The sequence below is a fragment of the Marinovum sp. J2-8 genome, from assembly GCF_055808435.1.
Genome location: NZ_JBVVRZ010000002.1, coordinates 256,324 through 274,583, shown reverse-complemented (window position 1 = coordinate 274,583; position 18,260 = coordinate 256,324). Strand labels below are relative to the sequence as shown.

The following is an 18,260-nucleotide window of genomic DNA, read 5'->3' as shown; positions in this document are numbered from 1 at the left end:
CACGCCCAGCGCCATGGTGATGTGTACCCCAGGGGGGCGGGCGAGGAAACAAAAGTCTTCTCTTTTTCCAAAAATGATCTTAAGAATGCAAAAGATCAATAATTGACAGGAGGGGTAAGATGGCACTTTCGGAAATGGCGGCGCAGGGTCTGGACGTCGGGGAAAAATCACGTTTGCAAGAAGCTTCGATCTTGCCGGTTTGGCTGAACCAGCGAACGATTGGCGGTTTGGGCTATGTGTGGATTTGGATCGGCATGGCGGTGATCATTGCCACGTTCCAATTGGGCGCAAGCGGTGTGGCGGGGCTTCCGCTGGCGACTGTGATTGGCACGATCTTTCTGGCCAACCTGGCCCTTGGGCTGGTGATGGCCCTGACGGCCGACATTGGCACCGAACATGGCATCAGCTTTGCGGTCTATCTTCGGGCGCCGTTTGGAACCATCGGCACGCATCTGCCATCGGTGACACGGGGCATCGTTGCGGCGGCCTGGTTTGGGATTCAGACCTATCTTGGCGCGCTGGCGCTGAACGGTATCGTGTCTTATCTCGGGGGCTTTGACAGCTGGGTGTTCTGGTACGTGGTGTTCGGGCTGATCCAGGTCGTGAATACCGCCATGGGCATTCGCGCGGTTCAGGTTCTGGCCAGCATTGCCGCCCCGGCCATCGTGGCGATTTCAATCTGGATGTATTTCACTTTGGAAAACGTCGCTGCGGCGGGCGGGCACAATATCTGGACCTTTGCTGGCGACGCAGAGATATGCAGCGTTGTGGCCCTGTTTGTGGCCAACATGGCCTTTTGGTCGGCGCTGGCGGTGGACATTCCCAACATCACCCGGTTTCTGAAAACCAAAGGCGGCGAGAAGAGCTTCTTTCGGCGCAACCGCAATGTTTTTGTCGCGCAATTCATCGCCCTGCCAGTGGCGCAAAGCTGGATTGCCTTGATTGGCGCTGTGTCCTTTATCGCAACGGGGGACTGGAACCCGGTCAATGTCATTCAGGAACAGGGCACGGGTGCGACGCTGGTCGTGTTGCTGGCGATGGTGATCCTGGCGCAATGGTCCACCAACACCAGCGCAAACCTGATCCCGGCGGCGCTGACCTTTGTGAATGCCGGTGCGCCGCGCATCACCTATGCGATGGGTATCGTGATCGCCGGCATCATCGGAACGCTGACCATGCCCTGGCTGATCCTGAACCATCTGTTCACCTACCTTGGCATGTATGGTGCCGTCTTGTCGGCGGTCGGTGGTATCATGGTCTGCGACTATTTCCTGATCCGGGGGCGTCGGTTGAATGTGCCTGATCTCTATCGGGAGAACGGTCAATTCCGGTACTTTGGCGGATGGAACCCGGCGGGTTTGATCGCCTGGGCCGTGGGCGGCGGGCTGGCACTGTATTTCATCCAATATGCCTATGTCGTGGGGTTCCCGGCCGCGATGGCTGTCTACTTTGTGCTGATGAAACTCTGGGTCATGCCGCAGCATCAACAGGCCGAGGTCACAGACCCGGACGATGCAAAATACCTTGCCACATCGGTGAACCTGAACTGGGTCTATACGGACGGCAAGGGCATGCAGCGGGTCAAGACGGCTGACATTCCCGACGACGCCATCGCGCGCGAAGACCTGTAATCCCGGTCACGCATCCAGGCGGGTGCACATCGCACCCGCCACAGGGGGACATCATGACATTGAATTGTGAACACCAACTGTCCGGGGCAGTGGCAGGGGCTGGGGCGGACTGGCGTCCGGCGACGGACAGGGCGGCGGCGGGTTTGGCGGCGCTTGAAGGCTGGACCGGGTGCGGGGCCTGCACGGCAATCACAGCGGACCGCGCAATGAAGCTTGCCGCACAGGTCGACGCCCGGATGACAAAAGGCCAGCCGCCGGGGCCGCTGGACGGCGCGCATGTGGTGTGGAAAGACATCATCGACCAGGCGGATGAGGTGACAACCTGCGGATCTGGCTTGCGAAAATCCGCCTCGCCAGCACGCCATGACGCGCATTGCGTTGCCCGGATTGAGGCGGCGGGGGCGGTGTCCCTTGCCCGCACAGGCCTGTCGGAATTTGCCTTTTCTGGATTGGGTCTCAACCCGCATTTCGGCACACCGCCGTCGGCTTTGTCGACTGACGTGCCTCTGGTGCCCGGTGGCTCCAGCTCTGGTGCGGCGGTGCTGGTGGCGCACAATCTTGCGGATCTGGGGGTCGGCACGGATACCTCGGGCTCCATTCGCCTTCCTGCGGCGCTGAATGGCATTTTCGGCTTTCGGCCCAGTGCGGCCCGCTATGACAAAACCGGCGTGCATCCGTTGTCCCGGACACTTGATACACTGGGGACGCTGTCGCATTCCTTCGATGTGCTGCGGGCGGCGGATGGGGTTTTGACCACAGCCGCCCCTCGGGGTGGCCGCAAGGAAAAGGCAGAGATTTGGGATCTGTCGGACAGCCTTGGCCCTGTCTGGGGCGAAGAGGTTGCCCGGGCCTATGATGCGGCCCTGGTGTATCTGTCCGCTGCGGGTTGGGTCATCAAATCGGCGCGCCTGAAATCCGTCGACGACCTGCGCGCGCTGACCACAGCCCAAGGCCATCTGGTGGCGATCGAGGCGCGGCGAAAATATGCGGATCTGTTGGCCAGTGATCAGGCCGCTGCGATTGACCCGATGATCCGAACGCGGCTCGAACAGGCGCCGGTTCTGAGTGATGCGCAATATGCAAGCTACCTGCGCACACGGGCGCAGCTGGTCCGGGACGCACAGGCCGAGATTGGCGAAAGGCTGATTGCCTTTCCAACGGTCCCGTCGCTGCGCCATGCGCTTTCTGACTATCAGGACAATCTCGACGCGGCGCAGGATCTCAATTCCAGATTGCTGGGGGCCACGATGATCGGCAGCCTTCTGGACTGGCCCGGTCTGGCGCTGCCGCTGCGCGAAAACGGCGGCCGCGTGCAGGGTTCCATCCTGCTTTCGGCGGCCTCTGGCAACGATGATCATCTGCTGGCGCAGACCGGCCGCATCGTTTCCGAACTTACCAATGCAACCTTCATCTCACAGGGAGAAAGTTATGACTAAGGAAATTCTGGTCGCTTATGGCGTGGACGTGGATGCCGTCGCGGGATGGCTTGGATCTTATGGCGGCGAAGATTCGCCCGACGACATTTCGCGCGGCATGTTCGCAGGAGAGGTCGGCTCGCTTCGGCTTCTGAAACTGTTCGAGAAATATGATCTGCGGACCACGTGGTTCATTCCCGGGCATTCGGTGGAAACCTTCCCCGATGAAATGGCCGCCGTGGCCAAGGCCGGCCATGAAATCGGCATTCACGGCTATTCCCACGAAAATCCCATCGCGATGACCCGCGAACAGGAGATGGCCATTCTCGACAAATCAATCGAACTGGCCACCGCCCTGAGTGGCAAGCGCCCGACCGGCTATGTCGCGCCGTGGTGGGAATTTTCGAATGTCACCAACGAGTTGCTGCTGGAACGTGGGATCAAATACGACCATTCGCTGATGCATAATGATTTCCATCCCTACCGGGTGCGGGTCGGCGACAGCTGGACCAAGATCGACTATACCCAGCATCCCGATGCCTGGATGAAGCCGCTGGTGCGGGGCGAAGAAACCGATCTGATCGAAATCCCGGCCAATTGGTATCTCGACGATCTGCCACCGATGATGTTCGTCAAGAAATCGCCCAACAGCCACGGTTTCGTCAATCCGCGCGACATCGAGCAGATGTGGAAAGACCAGTTCGACTATGTCTACCGCGAAAACGATTATGCGGTGTTCACCATGACCATTCACCCCGACGTGTCTGGCCTGGCCGCAGGTCTTGATGATGCATGAGCGGTTGATCGAATACATCAACAGCCATGAAGGGGTGCGTTGGGCCACATTCGACGAAATCGCCGACGATTATAACGCTCGCGCGCCGCGCAAGGGGTAATCAAATCGGGCAGGTGGGGCCATCATGTCCCGCCAATGCCTGCACAAGGGGCAGAACAACAATGTGCGGATTATGCGGAATTTTTGGCACGGATGATCATTGGAGCGCCGCCGGGCTGGACACAGCGGCTTCGGCGGATCCGGTGCAGCGACGCCGGGGACCGTGCCAACCGAATTGCGGCGGTGAACCGGATGCTGGACCGCAGGCGCATTCAGTTGTCGGATTGGCAGGGGCAAAGCTATGTCCTGCGCAGCATGACCGGCCAGCAGGCCATCGTCAGCAACGTGACCGAGGTATGGGCCGCGCTTGAAAAAGAGTTCGGCGGCGGCTTTGATCCTTTGGATGAGGCGAATTTCCCGGACAGGAGCGCGGTTTCATGACCTATCGGCCCCCTGTTCCAATCACGTTGTTGACCGGGTTTCTGGGCGCGGGCAAGACAACCTGGCTGTCACGTGCGCTCCGGGATGAAACCGCAGATCGGGTGGCGGTTCTGGTGAATGAATTCGGCGCGGTCGGGATTGATCATTTGCTGGTGGGCACGATCGCGCCGGACACGGTGTTGCTGAATTCCGGCTGTGTCTGCTGTCAGATCCGGGGCGAATTAAAAGACGCCATCCTGACCCTGATTGCACAGGCGCGCAGCGGCGAGATCCCTCAGTTCGACCGGATCGTGATCGAAACGACCGGGCTGGCCGATCCTTCGCAGATCCTGTCGACGCTGACGTTTGATCCGGTCCTGCACAATCAGGTGGTGTTGCAGGATGTCGTGACTGTTGCCGATGCGCTGAACGGTGCGTCCCTGCATGCCAAACAGCCGGAATGGGTTGCCCAGGTGGCGGCGGCCAGCACGATTTTGCTGTCGAAAACCGATCTGGTCCCACAGACCCGGTTACAGGATCTGGGGCTGCGGCTGGCGCTGATCAATCCGGCGGCACAGCTGCTGGATGCGCGGGAAAACCCGACCTTTGCGGATATTGCCGGCGGCGGATCCATTGATCCGGGCGCGTCGTGGGCTGCCGGGTCGGCCCATCGCGATGGCACCGGGGCCGCGACCCTTGGCCTGACGTTTCAGACATCATTGGACTGGACCAGGTTCGTGGTCTGGCTGTCGGCGCTGATCCACCGGCATGGGGCCAATCTGCTGCGGGTCAAATGCCTGTTGAAAACGGACACCGGTTTTGTCCTGATTGATGGTGTCGGGCATACGCTGCACCACCCGCGTCACCTTGACAGTGCAATCGCTTCCGATCAAAGCTCCCATCTCGTATTCATTGCGCGTGACCTCGACATGGCGCGGCTGCGCGCCTCTTTCGAGGCGTTCTTGAACGTAAAAACAGTCTGACGGGCAGAGCGCACATTGCCGGATCACTTGAAATCGCCGTCCTTGCACATCAACCCGCCAGTGCTGCGCGTGCTGGGCACGGGCGTGACGCTGATTGACACAATTCTGGCCTCGGCCGAGGCCGATTTGGGAATCCGGCTTGATTTCATCGCGCTGGACGGGATCGAGGCCCAGCGCCGTGGCGTGCTGGCGCCGGACAGTTTCGACATATACGACCAATGGTTTCACGATCTTGATCTGATTTGGCCGGCAAGATCGCTGCGCCCGATTGATGTATCCCGCATCAATTGCTGGGATCAGGTGCGCAACTGGCCGGTGCTGCGTCCCGGTGAAAACAAGGACAATCTGAACGGCGGCGTTCTCAGCGGCTCTCCGCTGGATCGGCTGTTTGTGCAGGAAAGCGGCGAATTGGGATGCGAAGACACCGGGCGGATTTCCATGCTGCCGACGGTCTATAACGCCGACAGTTTTGCCATTATCGGCGACAGCTCTGCCCCTGACCCCACCAGTTGGGGCGATCTTCTGTCCGAAGACTGGCGCGGGCGGGTCGCCATTCAGGCCGACGCCGCCATCGGCGTGCCCGATCTTTTGCTGGCCTTGCGCGCCCGCGGCGAATTTCAATGTGAAAACCCCGGAAATCTGAGCCTGAGTGAAATCGGCAGTTTCATCCGGTTGGTGAAGCAATATCAACTGTCCGGTCATTTCGCCGGGTTCTGGACCGACACGACCCCCAGCGCCTGCCGGTCTGCAAAACTGTCGACGATGTGGTGGTCGAACTATCTGTCACAAAAGGCCAGGGGCATGCCCATTCGGATGTGCGCCCCGGCCGAAGGCTATCGCGGCTGGTGCGGTGGCATGGCCCTGTCGCAAAGTCTGGACCCACGTACCGAAGAGCTGGCCTATGCCTATCTGAACTGGTGGCTGTCCGGTCCGGCAGGCGCGATCATGGCCCGGAACGGCGCCTATATGGCGGCCCCCGGCGCGGCGCGTGCGCATTTGTCACCGGTTGAGTGGGATTTCTGGTATGACGGCAAACCCGCCGCCGCCGACATTTGCGATGCCTTTGGCAACGTTGTCTATCATCCCGGCGACCTGCGCGAAGGCGGAAGCTGTGAGACGCGGCAAAGACAAATCGTGATCTGGAATTCGGTGATGGAAGAGCATAATTTCCTTGTCCGGCTCTGGGATGTGATCACCTCAAAGGCCTTGATATAAGGCGTTATTCGATGGCTCTGGCATGCTTGCGCGTCGGTGCCACAGCGGTTGTATGCCCGGCGCGGTCATGCCGGCATCCAATCGGCTTTTAAAAGCCCCCCGGACAGAGTAGGCATCCCAATCCTTGGAGATTTGGGACAAATCATGGCGCAAAAAGCTACCATTTACAAAGTTGAACTCTCGGTCTCTGACATGGATCGGCATTATTACGAAACCCACAAGCTTACCGTGGCCAAACATCCGTCGGAAACCGATGAACGGTTGATGGTGCGCCTTGTGGCCTTTGCGTTGAATGCCCATGAGCATCTGGAAATGACCAAGGGGCTGTCCACCGATGACGAGCCGGACATCTGGCAAAAAAGCCTGAGCGGCGAGCTTGATGTTTGGGTGGCGCTGGGGCTGCCCAGCGAAAAGGTGATGCGCCAATCCTGTGGCAAGGCGGGCAGGGTGGTTGTCTATCCCTATGGCGGTCGGACGGCGGATGTCTGGTGGGACAAGATCAAAAACAGCACCACCCGGTTTGACAATCTTCAGGTGATCAACCTCCCCGAGGGCGACACCGCCGCTTTGGCCAATTTGGCAAGCCGCACGATGCAGCTTCAGGTCAATATTCAGGATGGTGACGTGATGGTCAGCGTCGGCGACGGCATCGTGTACGTAAATCCGGTGGTTTGGAAGGGCGCGGCATAGGTCCGGCCATCTGTCGCTACAGAGGGGTTTGCGTCTGTCACGACCGGCCCGCTTTCTCTGATGATGCGCTTTATCGTCGATGATTTCATGGCCCATGACATGAACCAAATGCGCGTGCCACAAGGCGCAGCCCGTCAATCCATCAACGTTGCTAGCCAATCCAGAAACACCCCAAGCCGGCGCAGCCCCGACACGCGGGTGAGGTAGAGCGCAGAGATTTCCAGCGGTTCTGCTTCCAATTGACCGGGCAGAAGTTCCACCAGACGGCCGCGCGCATGTCTTCGGCGATCATGAAGTCGGAAAACCGTGCGATGCCCAGCCCGCCCAAAACCAATTGCCGCACCGCTTCGCCATTGCTCGCGGTCAGCGCGGTGGGCACGGCCACCGGGTCGGGGTGACCGGCAAAGCGCAGCGTATTGATATGATCCGGCATGGCAAAGCGGACTTGTTCCAGCCGCCCAAGGTCAGCAGGCCGCTCTGGCCAGCCATGGCGATCAAGATATTCCGGGGTCGCCACCAATTTCCAGGCCGTCTGCCCCAACGGGCGATGCAACATCTGGCTATCTCCCAGGCGGCCCAGACGAATGGCGACATCCGCATGACTGCCGATTAGGTCAACCAGCGTATCCGTCATATCAATCGACAGCTGAATACCCGGGTATGTCGCATGAAATTCGGCAAGATGCGGGGCGAGAACATGCAGGACGTAAGGAACCGGCGCGTTCACCCGCAGTGGCCCGGCGGGGGCCTGTCCGCTGGTTGCGATCTCCTGCAGGGCTTCGCTGCGGTCCAGAATTTCGCGCGCTTCGGCCAGAACAGCGGCGCCTTCGGGGGTGATCTCGATGGATCGTGTGGTGCGGCGGAGCAATGTGACTTTCAACTGCTCCTCCAGCCGCGTGACCGACCGGCTGAGCGTCGAGGCCGACACGCCACGCCGCCGCGCGGATTCCGCAAAACCGCCATCATCGACGATCCCGACAAAGGCGGCCAAATCCCCCATGCGCAGCAATTCGTGCAGTTTCTGCAATGATCCATTCCAAACTTGTCCGTTCCCGCAATAGATAACGGCATGCATATGTGGCGTCGACATCAAATTTATTGGAGAAACCCGATGCCACTTGCCCTTTGGGCGCTGACCATCAGCGCTTTTGCCGTTGGAACGACAGAGTTCGTTATCGTCGGCCTGTTGCCCACCATCGCCGCCGATCTCGGCGTTTCTATCCCCTCGGCTGGTCTGCTTGTCAGCCTCTATGCGCTTGGCGTGACCATCGGTGCGCCGGTGCTGACCGCCATGGCTGACCGTGTGCCGCGCAAAACGCTCCTGCTGCTCTTGCTGGCGCTGTTCACGCTCGGCAATGCCTACGCCGCCTTTGCGCCGGATTACGGCAGCCTTGTCGCTGCGCGTTTCATTACTGGTCTGGCGCACGGTGTGTTCTTCGCCATCGCGTCGACCATTGCCACCGATCTTGTGGAACCTGAAAAGGAAAGCTCGGCCATTGCGCTGGTGTTCCTTGGTCTGACCGTCGCGCTGGTGACGGGGGTGCCGTTGGGGACCTTCATTGGCCAGAACTTTGGCTGGCAGTCGACCTTCCTTGGCGTTGTCGCGTTGGGTGTGATCGGCTTTGTCGCTTCTGCCATTTTGGTGCCCGCCAATCTGACCAAGACCGCCTCGGCAGGGATCAAGGCACAGTTGCAGGTGCTGACTTCGCCGCGCCTTCTGCTGGTCTATCTGATCACGGCTGTCGGCTATGGCGGCAACTTCATCGCCTTCACCTTCCTGGCGCCGATGCTGAATGAAGTCACTGGCCTGTCTGCTGGCGCGGTTAGTCTTGTGCTATTGCTCTACGGTGCATCTGTCGCCGTGGGGAATATCGCCGGCGGCAAACTGGCTGACCGTATCGGTGCAGTAGCGTCCCTGACGGTGATCTTTGCTGGCCTTGCGATATCACTGGTCGCACTTGGTGCCTTCCTTACACACCCGATTGCAGCCATCGCGGTTGCGGCCTTCTGGGGCGGTTTTGCCTTTGCCAATGTGCCGCCGCTGCAATCCTACGTCGTGCAAATCGCACGCGAGGTTTCGCCCGGCGCGGTGGATGTGGCCTCCGGCCTGAACATCGGTGCGTTCAACCTCGGCATCGCCGGGGGCGCATGGGCAGGCGGGCTTGTGGTTGAGGGTATCGGCCTTGCCGCAGCGCCCTATATTGCCGCCGCTGTTGTCGCGGTCGGGGTTGTCCTTGTGCGCCTGTCCGGGCGTCTGGGCGCGCCCATCCGGCAAACGGTTGCTGCTGAATAGATCTGTGTGCCGCGCCGCCGGTTTCAGCAAAAATGCGGCGCGGTATCCCGGTTGATCAGGCTCTTATTGTTGCGCCCGTGCTGACATCGCCTCGCCCAAGGCATCAGCCAGCGCCCGGACCCGCCTTGGTTGCGCGCGTCCGGGCGGAAACATCATCTGAAGCGGATTCGCCGGGCAGGAATGATCCTGAAGCAATGCGATCAGCCGACCTGATGTCAGGTCTGGCTGCACATCGAGTTCCGATTTCAAAATGATGCCATGCCCCTCAAGCGCCCATTGCCGCACAAGCGATCCGTCGTTGACGATCTTGTTGCCGCGCACGGTGACGGTTTGCCGGGTCTTGTTGTCCGTTCCAAAGCGCCAGACATTGTCCAGCGTCGTGCCAAAACGCATGACCATGCAATTGTGTTGCGCAAGGTCGGCGGGGGTTTGGGGCGCACCATATTGCGCGATATAAGACGGCGCTGCACAAACGATCCGACGAAACCGGCCAAGACTGCGCGTGCGCAGGCTGCTGTCCGTCACCGTGCCAAACCGAATGGCCAGATCAAAACCCTGACCAACAATATCCACATAGCCATCGGACAGCGACAATTCGATTGAAATCGCCGGATGTTGCGCGGTGAAGGACGAGATCACTTTTGACAGAATGCTGCGGCCGATGTCGATGGGGGCGCTGATCCTGATCGGACCGGACAGCGTGTCCGCCCCAAGCCGGATGCGCGTTTCAAGATCTTCAAGCTCTGCCAACACGACCTTGGCCCCGTTAAGCAATGTGCGCCCTTCGTCGGTCAGGCTCAGGGATCGCGTCGTGCGGTTGAACAGCACAACGCCATAATGCGCCTCAAGCGCGGCCAATCGTTCCGAAACCGTGGTGGCCGAAAGCCCGGCCTCGCGCGCGGCGGCCACAAGGCTGCCTTTCTCGGAAATGGTCAGGAACAGGCGGATATTGTCGATCAGCATTATACGGGATTTCCGAATTATCATTTCGAATTTTGCCCGTTTATCCGAATTTACCCGCGCCGTATATGCGCATCAACACACCGGAAATTCAAAGGATCACCGAGATGCCCAATCTTTCACTTGTCGCCCATATCCGCGCCAAGGCCGACAAGGCCGAGCTGGTGAAAGACGAACTGCTGACGCTGATCCCGCTCACCCGCACTGAACAGGGCTGCATCACCTATGATCTGTATCAGGATCACGCGGACCTTTCGTATTTCATGGTCTTTGAGGTTTGGGAGAGCCGCGAGGTTTGGCAGGCGCATAAGACCGCCCCGCATCTGGCGGCCTTTATGGCCGCGACAGACGGCGCCATTGCCGATTTTACCGTCAATGAAATGTCGCAGATCGCCTGAGCGACGCTGACGCATTTGCCCCCCGAGACCACGAACCACCGGAGATAAAGCCATGAAAAAGATCAAAGCTCTGCATCCCATCAATGCGGCGGCCCAATCGCAGGGTACAAAACGCCCCGTGACGGCGCTGTCGCCGCATGATCTGACCGGTATCCGCAACAGCGGTTCGGCGGCAGCGGCTGTTGATCTGGCTGGTTGGTTGCGGCGGGTCTTGCGCAAGTAACAACCACGTCCCCCAGACGCATGTCATCGTGACAGCGCCCTTCGTACATTTTCACCTATTTCGCGGCAGCCGTGACGGCGCCGCACAGCCCCCCAAAATTGGAGACATGAAATGAAAGCCATCGGCTATACCACAAACGGCGCCATTGATCGCGCGGATGCCCTGATCGACCTGGAGGTTGCAAAACCCACGGCGGCAGGTCACGACATTCTGGTCAAGGTTGCGGCCGTGTCGGTCAATCCTGTCGACACCAAAGTGCGCCTGAACCGCCCCGCCGAGGGGGACGCACCGGCGATCCTGGGCTGGGATGCGGTGGGCGAGGTTGTCGAAATCGGCGACGAGGTCACGCAGTTCCAGATTGGTGACAAGGTCTGGTACGCGGGCGCGATCAACCGTCCGGGCACCAATTCCGAATATCATCTGGTGGACGCCCGCATCGCCGCCCATGCGCCGAAATCCATCGACACATCGGCGGCGGCGGCCTTGCCGTTGACGACATTGACCGCGCAAGAGATGATTTTTGACCGCCTGAAAGTCACCGATCCGGTGCCGGGCGCGGCCAATGCCATTGTCATCATCGGCGGCGCGGGCGGCGTTGGCTCGATTGCGATTCAACTGTTGCGGCAGCAGACGGACCTGACGATCATCGCCACCGCATCCCGCCCGGAAACCCAAGCCTGGGTCAAGGAGCTGGGCGCACATCACGTTGTCGACCATTCCAAACCCTTGCCAGAGCAGATCGCCGCGCTGGGTATCGGCGCACCGGCGTTTGTGTTTTCGACCAATTATTCCGACACTTATGTGCCGCAAATCGCCGAATTCATCGCGCCGCAGGGCCGGTTCGGGCTGATTGATGATCCCCAAAGCTTTGACATCATGCCGTTCAAGGGCAAGGCAGTGTCGATCCATTGGGAGCTGATGTTCACCCGGTCGTTGTTCACCACAGACGACATCGCACGTCAGGGCGAGATCCTGGAAACCGTGGCGGGTTTGATTGATGCCGGGAAGGTCCGTTCGACCGCGACCGAAAGTTTTGGCACGATCAACGCCGAAAACCTGAAGCGGGCGCATGCATTGATCGAAAGCGGCAAGGCCAAAGGTAAAATCACCCTCGAAGGTTTCTGAAACAAGCCTGTGTCGGCCTGATGGCAACCGCTATCATGCCACGCGGTTTGTGACATGATCCAGAAAAAGCCGGGCATCCCCGGCGATCCGCGCCCGGTATTCGCAATTCCGGGCGCGCTTTATGTCTCTGACGTAAAATGAATTTTTCTTGCGTTCCGGTTGTTGGCACATCGGTAAACACCAATTGTGGTGGCCGTGTTGATCCGGCCCCCGGTTGGCGTTTGTGAACGATAGCCAACGGAATATTTGATCTATATCCGATCCTGCACCGTATTAAGGTCAACACAGATCGGAGCTTATCGAGATGCAGCTTGTCCTCCTCTACCTCAGCACAGCCACAGTGTTTCTGTTGCTTGATGCGGTGATGCTGAAAACCGTCATGAAGCCGCTGTTTGAACAGCATATCGGGGATTGGCTTTTGGATGACATCCGGCTGCGTCCGGCAATCGTGTTTTATCTGTTTTATGTCGCGGGTGTGTTGTGGTTCGTGTCTTGGCCTGCGCTGCGCAATGGGGTGCACATCAATGCGTTGGTCGGTGGCGCGGTGCTGGGGGCGATGGCCTATGGCACCTATGAATTCACCAACTACGCCACCTTGCGTGATTGGTCGGTGAAAATGGTTGTTGCTGATGTGACCTGGGGTGCAGTGTTGACCGGGTTTTCGGCCTGGGCCGGGGTGACGCTGACGCGGGCCATCACCTAGGGTTTGCCTGTTTCTGTGCCCTGTGCCCTGTGCCCTGTGACTGCGCCCCGTGTCGCGGAAAACCCAATGGTCCGGGACGCGTTCACAATAGCCCCCGGTTACGATGAAAGTGTATCACACCATGACCCCAGAAGTTGCCAAATCTGATGACGTCCAGACCAAATCTGACCGGGATGCCGGCGCGCAAACACCCGATGGGCGGATCAATCTGCGGGCCATTGGCCTGCTTGTGCTGTTCCTGTTGCTGGTTGTCGGTGCCGGGTCGGCCATTGGCATCGCGACCCTGCCGGGAGAGTGGTATGAGGGTCTGATCAAACCATCGTTCAACCCGCCAAACTGGGTTTTCGGGCCGGTCTGGACCGGACTTTATGTGGCCATAGCGGTCGCTGGTTGGCGGACATGGCGGCGCGATCGGGCCGGGGCGGCGATGAAGCTGTGGTTCGTGCAAATGCTGGCAAACTTCCTCTGGTCACCAGCCTTCTTTGCCTTGCAACGGATTGATCTGGCCCTTGGGATCATTCTGTTTCTTCTGGTGACCATCCTAGCCTTTATCCTGATGTCATGGCGGCGGGATCGGCTGTCTGCCCTGTTGTTTGCGCCCTATGCGATTTGGGTCGGCTTTGCGACGGCATTGAACGGCGCCATTCTGGTCTTGAACTGAGGTCCCCGCGATGACCAGAACATTGATTGTCGGGGCATCCGGCGGCATCGGCGGGGCATTGGTGACCCATCTGCAAACGCGTGGTGAAGACGTCACATCATTGTCGCGCAGCGCCGATGGGCTGGATCTTACTGACGCAGAAAGTGTCATGCAGGTGATGGGCCAATTGCATGGCAGTTACGACAGGATCATCGTCGCAACGGGGGCCTTGTCCGGCGATGCACGAGGGCCGGAAAAGACGTTGAAATCGCTTGATCCGGGGGCGATCGCGGCACAATTTGCGCTGAACGCCACTGGCCCGCTGCTGGTGCTGAAAAATGCGCTGCGTCTGATGCCGCGCGATCGGCGGGTGGTCTTTGCGGCGCTGTCGGCGCGGGTCGGGTCCATTGGCGACAACCGGCTTGGCGGCTGGTATTCCTATCGCGCGTCCAAGGCGGCGTTGAACCAATTGATCCACACCGCCGCCATCGAAGTGGCGCGAAGCCATCGGCAGGCGATTTGCGTCGCCTTGCATCCGGGCACGGTTGCCACCGCGTTCACCCGCAACTACCGCAATCATGATTGCGTGACACCGGCCCAGGCGGCCGCGCGCCTGATCAACGTCACCGACGCCTTGGGTGTGGCGCAGACAGGTCAGTTTCTTGACTGGGCGGGCCAGCCGGTGCCGTGGTGACGGGCGTGTTCAGCGAAAAATGCGATAGAACAGGGCAGGCGGCAACAGCCGACCAAAGCGGAAAAGCCAGGAAAACGGCGCCGGAAAGCTGGTTGAAAACCGCCTGCCACGCATCGCTGCCAGAACCTGTTCGGCTGCGACCTCGGGCGTTTGGATAAAGGGCATATCGAAATCATTCTTGTCACTCAGGCGGGTTTTGATGAACCCCGGATTGACCACCTGGACCTTGACCTCGGTGTCGCGCAGATCGGCGTAGAGGTTTTCGCCCAGATGCATCAATGCGGCTTTGCTGGCACCATAGCCAATTGCACCGGGCAGGCCGCGAAAACCGGCCAGCGATCCAATCAGCACGATATGGCCCCGGTTGGCTTGGGCAAACTGCGGCGCAATATGCCCCAACACGCGCACCGCCCCCATGAAATTGACCTCGCACATTGCCGCGACTGCCGCCGCATCCCAGTTCCGGGCCTTTAGCGGGGTGTATTGCCCGGCGCAGTAAATCACACCGTCGATTGGGCCGACCTTGGCCACCGCCGCGGCAACGGCGTCGGGATCTGTCACGTCCAATTCTTGCGGGATGGCGTGGCGCAGGCCGGCGGCAAGCGTCGCCAACCGGTCGCCATTGCGCGCAGACAGAACCAACCGAACCCCGGCCCGGTCCAGCGCCTCCGCCAGAGCGCGCCCCAACCCCTCGCTCGCGCCAATGATCCAATAGGTCTTGCCTGCAAGGCTGGTCATGCGTGGGCCAATTCGACCTGCACAACATCCGTGCGCCCCGTGGCAAAGGTGGCGGTACAAATGTCGAGATAATAGCGCCAGGTGCGCAGGAAGGCATCGCCATGCCCCAGCTTGCGGATACGTGCCTCTTGCGCCTGTAATTGTTCCGACCAGATCGCACAGGTGCGGGCATAATCCTGACCAAAGGCAAAATTGTCGCGCACCACCAGACCGGCCTTGCGGGCCTGATCGGCGATCATGGCATCCGACAACAGCAATCCACCGGGGAAGGTATGCTGGCGGATGAAATCCGAACTGGTGCGGTAGGTTTCGAAATTGGCGTCCTGCACCGTGATCGCCTGGACAACCGCGCGACCGCCCTCGGCCAGCCGGTTCTTGAGCGTGGCAAAATAGGTCGGCCAGTACCGCTGTCCGACGGCTTCGACCATTTCGATGGACACGATATTGTCGAATGTGCCGTCGCAGTCGCGATAGTCCTGCAACCGGATCTCGCCGCGCCCGTCAAGCCGGGCATCTGCATAGCCTTTCTGACTGGGCGAAATCGTCAGCCCGGTCACATGGCGCCCCGCATCAGCGGCGCGTTCCGCAAAACCGCCCCAGCCACAGCCGATTTCCATCACCCGTTCACCCGCAGTCAACCGATCCAGAATGCGGTCATATTTGCGATTTTGTCCGCGCAACAGATCGCCGTCGTCCGCCTGAAACAATGCCGAGGAATAGGTCATGCTGGGGTCAAGCCACAGTTGGTAGAATTCATTGCCGACATCGTAATGGGCGCGAATGTTGCGCGACGATCCTTGCCGTGAATTTGCGCGCAGCACCTGATCGACCAGACGCATTTTCAGCCGGTTCCAGAAATTTCCATACACATAAGTGTCGAGATGGTCGAAATTGTGCAGCGCCACGGTGCTGAGATCGACAATCGACGGGCTGTCCCACAGGCCCGCGACATAGGTTTCCCCCAGACCGACATCGCCGCGTGTGGCCACGGCCGTCACCACCGACCAGTCATGCAATTGCAATTCCGCCTGGACGCCGCCGTTGCCAAAATCATAAATCTCGCCTTCTGGTGTCCGCAACCGAAGACTGCCAGAGTGGATGCCCTGACAACTGTCCAGAAAATCGCGTTTCACTTTTTTGGTCAAAAACAGCATCAGCTTACCTCGTGTTTGGGGGGCGTGGGACGGGCGCGGAAACCCGCGCCTTTCAGTTTCAGGCGTAGGGCCTGCCAATAGATCAATGCTATCGTGCGCAGCGCCCCGATGGGGCGGCGGATCAGGGCGGTCAGGATCGAAACATTGGTCAACGGTGCGCGTGGTCCGGTCAACGTGGCGACAAGACCACCCTCACCATTGCGAAAATCAATGCGGATCGCGATACGCTCCGGTAGGATCTGAAAATGAAACGCATAATCGCCGGCAACCTCCTGGAACGGGGACACATGCATCTGTTTGTTGATTGTGATCCGGTCATTCGGACCAATCGGCGACAGATCCGGGTTGGCGCAAAAATAGCTGTGCCGGTCGCCATAGGTGTTGTTCACCTCGGCAATCACGGCACACAGCTGGTCCCCCTTCATCGCCAGCCAAAAGCTGACGGGGTTGAAGACATAGCCAAGAACCCGGGGCTGGGTCAGGAGAAATATGTCGATGTCGCGCAGGCCGCGCTCTGTGAATATCGCTTGGGCCCAGGTGACGCCGGTGCCCTGACCGGGCGCGCCGCCATGGTTGCGGTCATGTACCGAGGTCAGGTTGAAGCGGTTGCGCGAAAACAGGGCGGGGCCTGTGCGCGCCAACGGGTCAATCAGCACGTAGTCGACGCCATAGCGAAACGCATGTCCGGTCCCGCCGCGCCGGGCATGGCTGGTTGTGGCGGCAATATGCTCTGGCGCGTGGGTCATGCGATTTGCCGGTCCATCAGGCGGGCAATACGGACCGCGCTGGCAAATCCGTCTTCGTGAAATCCATGCCGGGTATAGGCGCCGGCAAACCATGTGTTGTTGCTGCCCTGCAAATCGCGCAGCGCAGATTGCGCCCGGATCGCGGCGCGGTCAAATACCGGATGGCGGAAAACCGTGCTGTCGTAAATCTTGTCCTCAGCCACGGCGCGCACCGGGTTCAGGGTCACGAACATCGGGTCGTCGTCGGGAATGCCCTGCAACCGGTTCATCCAATAAGTCACGCCCATGGCCGTGGTCTTTTGCGTGCTGTCGGCATTGTAGACCCAGCTGGACCAACACGCCCGGCGCTGAGGCATCAGGCGCGGATCGCAATGCAACACCGCATGATTGTCCTGATACCGGATGGCCGACAGGATTGCGGTTTCCTGTGCCGTGGGCTGTGCCAGCAGCCGAAGCGCCTGATCGGAATGGCAGGCAAAGATCACCTGATCAAAGGTTTCGGATGGCCGCCCGGCGACATGGACCACATTCTTTGAACCGTCGCGCGTGACCGAAGCCACAGGCGTTGCGGTCCGAATGGCCACGCCGCGCCCGCGCAGATGATGTTCCAAGCGGCGCACGTACTCGATGCTGCCGCCATCAACGGTCCACCATTGGTGCTGGCCGCCGGCGCTGAGCAGGGCATGATTGCGAAAAAACTGCACCAGCGTGCGCGCCGGAAAACCGGCGATTTCCTCGGGCGGGGTCGACCAGATGGCACCGCAGATCGGCAGAAGATAATACTGCCTGAACCACGATCCCAGTTGCAGATCGTCAATCAGGTCCGCCACCGTCATTGCGTCGTCCGCTGCGGCGGCCTCGGCCTTGGCGTTGAACTTCGCGATGTCGCGCACCATGCGCAGGAATCCGGGCCGCATCAGATTGCGTTTCTGGCCCAGCAAACCCGCCAAATTGCGCAGCGCATATTCGACGCGGCCATTGTCGACGCTGGCGCCAAAGCTCATATCGCTTGGCTTGACCGGCACATCGAGCTCCATGAACATCCGCGTCAGGTGGGGATAATTGGCATAGTTGAACACGATGAACCCGGTATCGACCGGCTGATCGCCGTTGCGGCCCGCCATGACGGTGCGGGCATGCCCACCAAGGGCCGGCGCGGCTTCGTACAATGTGACGGTGTGGTGGGGCGCCAAACGATAGGCCGCAGCAAGACCGGAAATTCCGCCGCCGATCACGGCGATGCGCTGCGGGCAAATGGGGTGGGCATCAAATGACATGGGCGCTCCTGTTTCTTTGATTACGATACGGCATGAAAAAACTTTCAGATCAAAAATGATCCAACTTTTCTTGTGGCACGTAATCAGGCTATGAATGACACAGCAACGTCCACGCTTTTA

20 protein-coding genes are annotated in these 18,260 nt (G+C 59.8%); 14 read left to right on the top strand and 6 right to left on the bottom strand.

Going from position 1 to position 18,260, the window contains the following annotated elements; all coding sequences use genetic code 11:
- Positions 1–119 precede the first annotated feature (119 nt).
- The 7 genes from AC0L4F_RS07170 (at position 120) to AC0L4F_RS07140 (ending at position 7,189) form a co-directional block, all read left to right on the top strand.
- On the top strand, positions 120–1,631 hold the full coding sequence (locus AC0L4F_RS07170; RefSeq protein ID WP_244686869.1) for an NCS1 family transporter: 1,512 nt from the start codon (positions 120–122) through the stop codon (positions 1,629–1,631).
- 53 nt (positions 1,632–1,684) lie between these two features.
- Positions 1,685–3,067 (top strand): amidase family protein, encoded by a 1,383-nt coding sequence (locus tag AC0L4F_RS07165; protein WP_244686867.1) that lies wholly within the window; start codon positions 1,685–1,687, stop codon positions 3,065–3,067.
- Positions 3,060–3,842 carry a polysaccharide deacetylase family protein gene (locus tag AC0L4F_RS07160; RefSeq protein ID WP_244686865.1) on the top strand — a complete coding sequence of 261 codons (783 nt, stop codon included), beginning with the start codon at positions 3,060–3,062 and terminating at the stop codon, positions 3,840–3,842. Before AC0L4F_RS07165 ends, AC0L4F_RS07160 begins: the two co-directional genes overlap by 8 nt.
- Positions 3,843–4,034: 192 nt before the next feature.
- Positions 4,035–4,322, top strand: coding sequence for an alpha/beta hydrolase family protein (locus AC0L4F_RS07155; protein WP_244686863.1), 288 nt, complete (start codon positions 4,035–4,037; stop codon positions 4,320–4,322).
- The gene (locus AC0L4F_RS07150) at positions 4,319–5,284 is read left to right on the top strand and encodes a CobW family GTP-binding protein (protein ID WP_244686861.1); all 966 of its coding nucleotides are present in this window, start codon (positions 4,319–4,321) and stop codon (positions 5,282–5,284) included. Before AC0L4F_RS07155 ends, AC0L4F_RS07150 begins: the two co-directional genes overlap by 4 nt.
- 15 nt (positions 5,285–5,299) lie before the next feature.
- Positions 5,300–6,499, top strand: a complete 1,200-nt coding sequence (locus AC0L4F_RS07145) for an ABC transporter substrate-binding protein (RefSeq protein WP_244686859.1) — start codon at positions 5,300–5,302, stop codon at positions 6,497–6,499.
- 144 nt (positions 6,500–6,643) lie between these two features.
- The gene (locus tag AC0L4F_RS07140; RefSeq protein WP_244686857.1) at positions 6,644–7,189 is read left to right on the top strand and encodes a YaeQ family protein; all 546 of its coding nucleotides are present in this window, start codon (positions 6,644–6,646) and stop codon (positions 7,187–7,189) included.
- A 151-nt stretch (positions 7,190–7,340) separates the two neighbouring features.
- Here AC0L4F_RS07140 and AC0L4F_RS07135 read toward each other — a convergent pair whose 3' ends face one another.
- A complete protein-coding gene (locus AC0L4F_RS07135) occupies positions 7,341–8,216 on the bottom strand; it encodes a LysR family transcriptional regulator (RefSeq protein ID WP_244686854.1) in 876 nt (291 codons plus the stop codon).
- 84 nt (positions 8,217–8,300) lie between these two features.
- On the opposite strand from AC0L4F_RS07135, the gene AC0L4F_RS07130 reads away from it, so the two are divergent.
- A complete protein-coding gene (locus AC0L4F_RS07130) occupies positions 8,301–9,482 on the top strand; it encodes an MFS transporter (RefSeq protein ID WP_244686852.1) in 1,182 nt (393 codons plus the stop codon).
- Between the two features lie 63 nt (positions 9,483–9,545).
- On the opposite strand, the gene AC0L4F_RS07125 is transcribed toward AC0L4F_RS07130, so the two are convergent.
- Entirely contained in the window at positions 9,546–10,445 is a 900-nt protein-coding gene (locus AC0L4F_RS07125) for a LysR family transcriptional regulator (RefSeq protein WP_244686849.1), read from the bottom strand.
- A 104-nt stretch (positions 10,446–10,549) separates the two neighbouring features.
- On the opposite strand from AC0L4F_RS07125, the gene AC0L4F_RS07120 reads away from it, so the two are divergent.
- The 6 genes from AC0L4F_RS07120 (at position 10,550) to AC0L4F_RS07095 (ending at position 14,225) form a co-directional block, all read left to right on the top strand.
- Positions 10,550–10,840: a putative quinol monooxygenase gene (locus AC0L4F_RS07120; protein WP_244686847.1), complete on the top strand. Its 291-nt coding sequence runs from the start codon at positions 10,550–10,552 to the stop codon at positions 10,838–10,840.
- A gap of 52 nt (positions 10,841–10,892) precedes the next feature.
- Entirely contained in the window at positions 10,893–11,063 is a 171-nt protein-coding gene (locus AC0L4F_RS07115) for a hypothetical protein (protein ID WP_244686845.1), read from the top strand.
- Between the two features lie 111 nt (positions 11,064–11,174).
- Complete coding sequence (locus AC0L4F_RS07110; protein ID WP_244686842.1) at positions 11,175–12,188, top strand: zinc-binding alcohol dehydrogenase family protein; 1,014 nt, start codon at positions 11,175–11,177, stop codon at positions 12,186–12,188.
- Positions 12,189–12,492: 304 nt separating this feature from the next.
- On the top strand, positions 12,493–12,891 hold the full coding sequence (locus tag AC0L4F_RS07105) for a DUF2177 family protein (RefSeq protein WP_244686840.1): 399 nt from the start codon (positions 12,493–12,495) through the stop codon (positions 12,889–12,891).
- Between the two features lie 121 nt (positions 12,892–13,012).
- Positions 13,013–13,552, top strand: a complete 540-nt coding sequence (locus AC0L4F_RS07100) for a TspO/MBR family protein (RefSeq protein ID WP_244686838.1) — start codon at positions 13,013–13,015, stop codon at positions 13,550–13,552.
- Positions 13,553–13,562: 10 nt separating this feature from the next.
- A complete protein-coding gene (locus tag AC0L4F_RS07095; RefSeq protein WP_244686835.1) occupies positions 13,563–14,225 on the top strand; it encodes an SDR family NAD(P)-dependent oxidoreductase in 663 nt (220 codons plus the stop codon).
- Between the two features lie 9 nt (positions 14,226–14,234).
- On the opposite strand, the gene AC0L4F_RS07090 is transcribed toward AC0L4F_RS07095, so the two are convergent.
- The 4 genes from AC0L4F_RS07090 to AC0L4F_RS07075 are packed head-to-tail and all read right to left on the bottom strand — an operon-like array spanning position 14,235 to position 18,140.
- Positions 14,235–14,963: an SDR family NAD(P)-dependent oxidoreductase gene (locus AC0L4F_RS07090; protein WP_244686833.1), complete on the bottom strand. Its 729-nt coding sequence runs from the start codon at positions 14,961–14,963 to the stop codon at positions 14,235–14,237.
- Positions 14,960–16,117 (bottom strand): SAM-dependent methyltransferase, encoded by a 1,158-nt coding sequence (locus AC0L4F_RS07085; protein WP_244686830.1) that lies wholly within the window; start codon positions 16,115–16,117, stop codon positions 14,960–14,962. Before AC0L4F_RS07085 ends, AC0L4F_RS07090 begins: the two co-directional genes overlap by 4 nt.
- Positions 16,117–16,863 (bottom strand): DUF1365 domain-containing protein, encoded by a 747-nt coding sequence (locus tag AC0L4F_RS07080; protein WP_244686828.1) that lies wholly within the window; start codon positions 16,861–16,863, stop codon positions 16,117–16,119. The genes AC0L4F_RS07085 and AC0L4F_RS07080 overlap by 1 nt, the downstream gene beginning before the upstream one ends.
- Positions 16,860–18,140: an NAD(P)/FAD-dependent oxidoreductase gene (locus tag AC0L4F_RS07075; RefSeq protein ID WP_244686825.1), complete on the bottom strand. Its 1,281-nt coding sequence runs from the start codon at positions 18,138–18,140 to the stop codon at positions 16,860–16,862. The genes AC0L4F_RS07080 and AC0L4F_RS07075 overlap by 4 nt, the downstream gene beginning before the upstream one ends.
- Positions 18,141–18,260 lie beyond the last annotated feature (120 nt).

Coding starts and splice junctions, on each gene's coding strand:
- AC0L4F_RS07170 (WP_244686869.1), top strand. CDS start 120: ATGGCACTTTCGGAAATGGCGGCGCAGGGTCTGGACGTCGGGGAAAAA.
- AC0L4F_RS07165 (WP_244686867.1), top strand. CDS start 1,685: ATGACATTGAATTGTGAACACCAACTGTCCGGGGCAGTGGCAGGGGCT.
- AC0L4F_RS07160 (WP_244686865.1), top strand. CDS start 3,060: ATGACTAAGGAAATTCTGGTCGCTTATGGCGTGGACGTGGATGCCGTC.
- AC0L4F_RS07155 (WP_244686863.1), top strand. CDS start 4,035: ATGATCATTGGAGCGCCGCCGGGCTGGACACAGCGGCTTCGGCGGATC.
- AC0L4F_RS07150 (WP_244686861.1), top strand. CDS start 4,319: ATGACCTATCGGCCCCCTGTTCCAATCACGTTGTTGACCGGGTTTCTG.
- AC0L4F_RS07140 (WP_244686857.1), top strand. CDS start 6,644: ATGGCGCAAAAAGCTACCATTTACAAAGTTGAACTCTCGGTCTCTGAC.
- AC0L4F_RS07130 (WP_244686852.1), top strand. CDS start 8,301: ATGCCACTTGCCCTTTGGGCGCTGACCATCAGCGCTTTTGCCGTTGGA.
- AC0L4F_RS07125 (WP_244686849.1), bottom strand. CDS start 10,445: ATGCTGATCGACAATATCCGCCTGTTCCTGACCATTTCCGAGAAAGGC.
- AC0L4F_RS07120 (WP_244686847.1), top strand. CDS start 10,550: ATGCCCAATCTTTCACTTGTCGCCCATATCCGCGCCAAGGCCGACAAG.
- AC0L4F_RS07115 (WP_244686845.1), top strand. CDS start 10,893: ATGAAAAAGATCAAAGCTCTGCATCCCATCAATGCGGCGGCCCAATCG.
- AC0L4F_RS07110 (WP_244686842.1), top strand. CDS start 11,175: ATGAAAGCCATCGGCTATACCACAAACGGCGCCATTGATCGCGCGGAT.
- AC0L4F_RS07105 (WP_244686840.1), top strand. CDS start 12,493: ATGCAGCTTGTCCTCCTCTACCTCAGCACAGCCACAGTGTTTCTGTTG.
- AC0L4F_RS07100 (WP_244686838.1), top strand. CDS start 13,013: ATGACCCCAGAAGTTGCCAAATCTGATGACGTCCAGACCAAATCTGAC.
- AC0L4F_RS07095 (WP_244686835.1), top strand. CDS start 13,563: ATGACCAGAACATTGATTGTCGGGGCATCCGGCGGCATCGGCGGGGCA.
- AC0L4F_RS07090 (WP_244686833.1), bottom strand. CDS start 14,963: ATGACCAGCCTTGCAGGCAAGACCTATTGGATCATTGGCGCGAGCGAG.
- AC0L4F_RS07085 (WP_244686830.1), bottom strand. CDS start 16,117: ATGCTGTTTTTGACCAAAAAAGTGAAACGCGATTTTCTGGACAGTTGT.
- AC0L4F_RS07080 (WP_244686828.1), bottom strand. CDS start 16,863: ATGACCCACGCGCCAGAGCATATTGCCGCCACAACCAGCCATGCCCGG.
- AC0L4F_RS07075 (WP_244686825.1), bottom strand. CDS start 18,140: ATGTCATTTGATGCCCACCCCATTTGCCCGCAGCGCATCGCCGTGATC.